A 6,744-nucleotide genomic window follows, 5' to 3' on the forward strand; every position below is an offset into this window, starting at 1 on the left:
AGATACCATTGTGATCTCTACTCAGCACGACCCTTTTGATGAGGATGATGAAAAAATGCTGAAGACCATCAAAAGTCACCTCCTTGCCATATTGATCCCCAGGGTAAAGGCGCTTTTGCCCGAAAAGACCCAGGCCTTGTTTACCAAAGACATCAAATATCATATAAATCCCACCGGGAAATTTGTGATCGGTGGCCCGCATGGAGATACCGGACTTACAGGAAGAAAGATCATCGTAGATACTTATGGCGGCAAAGGAGCCCATGGCGGTGGAGCATTTAGCGGGAAAGATCCGAGTAAGGTAGATCGCAGTGCGGCCTATGCGGCCCGCCATGCTGCAAAAAATTTGATCGCTGCAGGAGTAGCCGATGAGATCCTGGTACAGATAAGCTATGCCATTGGCGTGGTGCAACCTACCTCGGTATATGTAGATACCTACGGCACTTCCAAAGTAAGCATGAATGACGGGGAGATTGCAAAAATAGTAGCCAGCCTGTTCGATTTCAGACCGTTTGCGATTGAAGAACGCCTTAAATTACGCAATCCCATCTACCTGGAAACCGCGGCATATGGCCATATGGGTAAAGAACCCAGAAAGGTTACCAAGGTCTTTGAATCGCCCTATAACGGGAGGATCAAGCGAGAAGTGGAATTATTTACCTGGGAAAAATTAGACATGGTAGACCTGGTACAAGAGGCTTTTAACATATAATTTTTGTAGGATTACTAGGAATTTTAAAAATTCCGTCATTATATTTGTTTCACCAAAGTTCAAACTCTTATTGAATAGTTATCAAGAAAGGTGGAGGGATTAGACCCTTTGAAGCCTTAGCAACCCTTTGTTTCAGAACAAAGAAGGTGCTACATTCTATCACGTATTTTGCGCGACAGATAACACAAAACTATTACTTCGGTAATATTCTTTCTTTATAACTTTTTTGATTTTCATGGCAGATAAAACATCTGTTGTGCTGTTTGGCTTTTTTATTTTAAGAATTAATAAATAAAAAAACTGAAATCATGAGCGATCAAAAATTTTCGACCAAGGCATTACATGCAGGTCACGACACCAAATTACATGGAGGCACACGTGCTGTGCCTATTTATCAAAGCACGGCCTATGTATTTAACGATTCGGACCATGCGGCCAATTTGTTCTCTCTGGCCGAGTTTGGCAACATTTACACCAGGATCAACAATCCTACCAATGACATTTTAGAGCAGCGCCTGGCAGCCCTGGAAGGAGGGATTGCCTCTGTCGTAACTGCTTCTGGGACCGGAGCCATCAATACAGCGCTGTTGGTTCTCTTAAAAGCAGGCGATCATATTGTTGCCTCTAATAGTTTATACGGCGGCACCTATAATTTATTGAGTGTTACCTTACCTCGTTTGGGCATCACTACTACCTTTGTAGATCCGTCGGACCCCTCCAACTTTGGAAATGCCTTAAAGCAAAATACAAGGGCGATCTTTGTTGAATCGCTCGGAAATCCAAAACTCGATGTGCTCGATCTAAAGGCCATTTCAGCCGAAGCAAGAAAGGCCAAGATCCCATTTATTGTAGATAATACAGTAGCCACCCCGGCTTTATTAAATCCTATTGAGCATGGGGCCAACATAGTGATCCATTCCTTAACAAAATATATCAATGGCAATGGAACCGCACTGGGAGGTGCCATTATAGATGCCGGAACCTTCGACTGGTCTAGTGGGAAATTCCCTGAGTTTACAGAACCCTCTCCTGGCTACCATGGCCTGGTTTATCACGATGCCCTGGGACCTGCTGCCTTTATTGCCAAAGTAAGGATTGAAGGGCTGCGCGACCATGGTGCCTGCCTGAGCCCGTTCAACGCCTTTCAGATCATTCAAGGACTGGAAACCCTGGAAGTGAGGATGAAAAAACACAGTGAGAACGCCCTGGCCCTTGCCGGCTGGTTGAAGGATCGCAAAGAAGTTACCTGGGTGAATTATCCTGGATTAAAGAGTAGTAAATACTACGCGCTTGCAGAAGCGTATTTGCCAAAAGGGCAGAGTAGTATTGTAACTTTTGGGGTAAAAGGAGGTTATGAATCTGCGAAGAAGATCGCGGATAAGACCAAGCTATTTTCACTTCTGGCCAACATTGGAGATACCAAGTCGCTCATCATCCATCCCGCCAGTACCACCCATCAGCAATTAGACGATGCAGCACAGCTTACTACCGGGGTCACCAAAGACCTTATCAGATTATCAGTAGGCTTGGAAGACCTGGACGACCTAACGGCAGATCTGGAGCAGGCTTTTGCAACTATAGATGCTTCGGTTTTAGCCTAGCGTTTGGCAGGTGTAATTTTTAGAGTATAGTCTAACGGGATCTAAACGATAGAAAATGAAAACAGCGGTTTCGGATTTAAAACAATTGGATATTCCCGGGTTTACCACCCTTAGTGGAATAACCCAGGATATTCAGTTATCCTTTCAGGTGTTTGGCCTGCCGCTTAATACCGCGCCTGTAGTGTTGGTAAATCACGCCCTGACCGGAAATTCTAATGTGGCCGGAGATGACGGATGGTGGACCTCGCTGGTTGGGGAAGAAAAATGTATAGATACACTAAAGTATACAGTTCTTGCCTTTAATATTCCAGGTAATGGGTTTGATGGATTTGTGATCGACAATTACAAGGATTTTGTGGCGGGGGATATAGCCAGAATATTTCTTCAGGGGCTAGATATCCTAAAGATAAAAAAGTTATATGCTCTTATCGGTGGATCCCTTGGTGGAGGTATTGCCTGGGAAATGGCAGCCCTCAATACAGAGATCACTACGCATCTCATCCCTGTGGCATCGGACTGGAAGTCGACCGACTGGCTGATCGCAAATTGCCAGATCCAGGAGCAATTCCTGATCAATTCCAAGCAGCCTGTTCACGACGCACGTATGCATGCCATGCTCTGTTACCGAACCCCCGAATCATTCAAAGAGCGATTTCAGAGAAGTACGAATGAAGATCTGAATGTATTTAATGTGGAGAGTTGGCTACTGCACCATGGCAGGAAACTTCAGGAACGGTTCCAATTGTCTGCCTATAAATTAACCAATCAATTACTCAAGACCATAGATATTAACCGGGATGGGAAAGGAGCTTTTGAAAAATTACAAAAGAGCGATACCAACATACATATCATTGGGGTAGATTCTGATCTGTTCTTTTCTGCCAGGGAGAACAAGGAGACCCATAAGCAGATGGCCCAGTCCAGGAGCAATGTAACCTATGGTGAGATAAAATCGCTCCACGGTCACGATGCCTTTTTAATAGAGTTTAGACAAATGGAGCAACTGCTCCAGGGGATATTCGATCCCGAAAAGGCAGCCAGAAGATATAAGGTCCTCAAATTTGGTGGCACGTCTCTGGCCAATGGGGAAGGAATAGAACGAGTCCTGGAGATCATAACTTCCAAGGTGGCTGCAGGTGAAAGAATTGTAGTGGTGGTTTCTGCCAGGGAAATGGCAACCGATCAGTTAGAAACTATATTGCAAAAAGCCGCAAACGGAGATGACTATAAAAAGGCCTTTGAGGCCTTTGAGCAGTACCAACGACATAGCTATAAGAATGTAGATCTTTCAAAGGAGTTCCGGGAATTAGTGCAACTACTGGAAGGAGTTAAATTATTGGGGGATTACAGTCCAAAAATCAGGGATCAGGTATTGGCAATTGGTGAATTGATCTCTACAAAACTGATCACTAAACTGCTAATTGGCAGAGGGCTACAGGCTCAACATGCAGATTCCAGGCAATTGATCATAACCGATAATACCTTTGGTGATGCCAGTGTGCTGGAAGAAGTTTCCCGGGAACGGGCCATTGGTTTTTTCAGGAAATTGGATGCTTCTGTGATAGCGGTTATGCCAGGTTTTATCGGTGCTACTGAGGCAGGAGAAACTACCACTCTTGGAAGGAATGGCAGTAATTACACCGCTTCTCTCCTGGCTAATTTTCTGGATGCAGAGGAGCTGCAAAACTATACGCATGTAGATGGTATATATACTGCCGACCCAAAATGGGTGCCGGAAGCGCGACTTATTGCACAACTATCCTATGGTGAGGCCAATGAATTAGCCAATTTTGGGGCTACCATCCTTCATGCAAAGACAATCATTCCGCTACTGGAAAAAAACATTCCGTTACGAATCCTTAATACCTTTAATAAGGAGAATGAGGGTACTTTAATTAGTGCAAAAACTACTGTAGAAGGTATACGCTCTCTATCGGTTCTGGGCGATGAAGCCCTAATCAATCTTGAGGGTAGGGGATTATTAGGGAAGGTAGGTGTTGATGCACGGATTTTCAGGGCCTTGAGTCAACACAATGTAAGTGTAAGTATTATTTCCCAGGGATCATCAGAACGAGGTATAGGTCTCTTGGTATCAGCTAAAAAAGCAAAAGATGCGAAAAAAGCGCTGGAACAGGAATTTGAAACTGATTTTCGTTCAAAAGATATTAACGCAATCACTATAGTAGAAGACGTTTCGGTAATCTCTATTGTAGGACAGGATCTAAGTACCTTTCATAAACCTTACAATGCCCTTATTAAAAATCAGATCATTCCCTTACTTTTTAATAATACTGTAACGGGCAAGAATATTAGTCTGGTAGTGAAGAAAGCGGATCTTCACAAGGCCCTGAATGTAATGCACGGGCAGATCTTCGGGATTAGTAAGAAGGTTAATCTGGCCATATTCGGACACGGTAACGTTGGCGGAACGCTACTTGATCAGATATTGGGAGCTAGCAAGGCCATTGAAAAAAGAAAGGGGATCCAACTCCGGGTATTTGCCCTGGCAAATTCAAAAAAATTACTATTGAATAAGGAGGGAATCACAGGAAATTGGAGAACCTCTTTAAATGGAAAAGGAAACAATTATAACCTCAAAGATATCTTTGAGTATGCAAAGTCTCATCATTTAGAGAATTTAATAGCGGTAGATAATACCGCCAACGAAGACTTTGTGGCCCATTATTTTAATTTTGTTGAAAATGGTTTCGATCTCGTCTCTTCTAACAAAATAGCAAATACGTTGGGAATAGACTTTTATCATCTCCTCCGGGGAGAACTAGACCATTATCAAAAACAATATCTGTATGAAACCAATGTGGGAGCAGGATTACCACTCATAGACACCATAAAACTTCTGCATCTTTCCGGAGAGAACATTACGGGTATCAAAGGCGTATTTTCCGGCTCGTTGAGCTATATCTTTAATGCCTTTTCAGAAAAAGAAGTTCCTTTCTCTGAAGTTTTGCTAGAAGCAATGAGCCTGGGGTATACAGAGCCAGATCCCCGGGAGGATCTTTCAGGGATGGATGTGGGTCGAAAATTATTGATCCTTGCCAGGGAACTCGATTTGCAAAATGAAATTGGGGATGTACATATTGAGAACTTAATTCCCAAAAGTTTACAAAAACTCAGCAGCGAGGCTTTTATTGAGCAAATAGAGGTCCTGGATCCCATCATGGAAGAAGTGAAGAAGAGACAAGCCCCGGGCTATGTACTGAGATTTGTGGGAGAATTACATGGCGACCTCCAGAAGGAAAAAGGGAAGTTAGACGTACAATTGATCTCCGTTCCTAAGGAAAGTAGCCTGGGACAAGTAAGGGGATCCGATTCCATAATAGAGATCTATACCGAGTCTTACGGAGAACATCCGCTGGTAATTCAGGGAGCGGGTGCCGGGGCAGCAGTAACTGCCAGGGGCGTTTTTGGTGATATTCTTCGAATTGCAGAAAAGATGTAAATTGAAAGAAACAGGAGATGCCATGAAAAAAACAAATCGCCACTTTGAAACCGATGCGATCCGAACCCAGATAGAGCGCACCCCTTTTTTGGAGCACTCCAGTCCTATTTATATGACCTCTAGTTTTGTCTTTGAAGACGCCGAAGATATGCGCGCTTCCTTTGCCGAGGAAAAGGACAGGAATATCTATTCGCGCTATTCAAATCCAAATGGGACGGAGTTAATAGATAAAGTGTGTAAAATGGAGGGTGCAGAAGCAGGATTTGCTTTTGCTTCGGGGATGGCAGCTGTTTTTTCAACTTTTGCAGCACTTCTTGAAAGCGGAGATCATATTCTTTCTGCCCGCAACATCTTTGGATCAACACACAGCCTGTTTACGCAGTTCTTTCCCAAATGGAAAATTACCCATACCTATTTCAGGATTGATGAATTAGAAAACATAGAGGCTCTAATTACACCGAGAACCAAAGTGATCTATGCAGAATCGCCTACCAACCCGGGGGTAGATCTTGTTGATCTGGAAAGGCTCGGGGCCATTGCAAAAAAACATGGATTAATATTTATCGTAGATAACTGCTTTGCCTCACCCTATTTGCAACAGCCCATAAAATTTGGAGCCCATTTGGTCATTCATTCCGGCACAAAACTCATGGATGGCCAGGGGAGGGTATTGGCAGGGATCACAGTGGGCAGGGCAGATCTTGTAGATAAGATCTACAGATTTGCGAGAATTGCAGGACCGTCTCTTTCTCCTTTTAATGCCTGGTTGCTGTCCAAAAGTTTGGAGACCCTGGCTGTTAGGGTAGACCGGCATTGTAGTAATGCATTGGAGGTAGCACAGTTTCTGGAGGGTCATACAAATGTACAATGGGTAAAGTATCCATTTTTACCTTCCCATCCCCAGCATAAGATGGCCAGGAAACAGATGAAAGCCGGAGTCTGTGTACTTGCTTTTGAGGTACAAGGAGGCG

Annotated in this window: 4 protein-coding genes and 1 riboswitch; all 4 genes read left to right on the plus strand. The window is 43.8% G+C overall.

What is annotated here, in order from left to right; genetic code table 11:
* Positions 1-712 (plus strand): methionine adenosyltransferase domain-containing protein (locus WBM49_RS05055; protein WP_424370976.1); only part of this gene is annotated, 712 nt, incomplete at its 5' end.
* A 75-nt stretch (positions 713-787) separates the two neighbouring features.
* Positions 788-898: riboswitch (SAM riboswitch) on the plus strand.
* A 122-nt stretch (positions 899-1,020) separates the two neighbouring features.
* Positions 1,021-2,313, plus strand: coding sequence for an O-acetylhomoserine aminocarboxypropyltransferase/cysteine synthase family protein (locus WBM49_RS05060; RefSeq protein WP_424370977.1), 1,293 nt, complete (start codon positions 1,021-1,023; stop codon positions 2,311-2,313).
* Between the two features lie 55 nt (positions 2,314-2,368).
* Positions 2,369-5,773, plus strand: coding sequence for a bifunctional aspartate kinase/homoserine dehydrogenase I (thrA, locus tag WBM49_RS05065; protein ID WP_424370978.1), 3,405 nt, complete (start codon positions 2,369-2,371; stop codon positions 5,771-5,773).
* Between the two features lie 22 nt (positions 5,774-5,795).
* Positions 5,796-6,744 (plus strand): trans-sulfuration enzyme family protein (locus WBM49_RS05070; RefSeq protein WP_424370979.1); only part of this gene is annotated, 949 nt, incomplete at its 3' end.

The organism is Muriicola sp. (genome assembly GCF_049669965.1).
In the GTDB taxonomy this organism is placed as follows: domain Bacteria; phylum Bacteroidota; class Bacteroidia; order Flavobacteriales; family Flavobacteriaceae; genus Muriicola.

Excerpts from the sequence above, each read along its gene's own strand:
- WBM49_RS05060 (WP_424370977.1), top strand. The coding sequence starts at position 1,021 with ATGAGCGATCAAAAATTTTCGACCAAGGCATTACATGCAGGTCACGAC.
- thrA (WP_424370978.1), top strand. The coding sequence starts at position 2,369 with ATGAAAACAGCGGTTTCGGATTTAAAACAATTGGATATTCCCGGGTTT.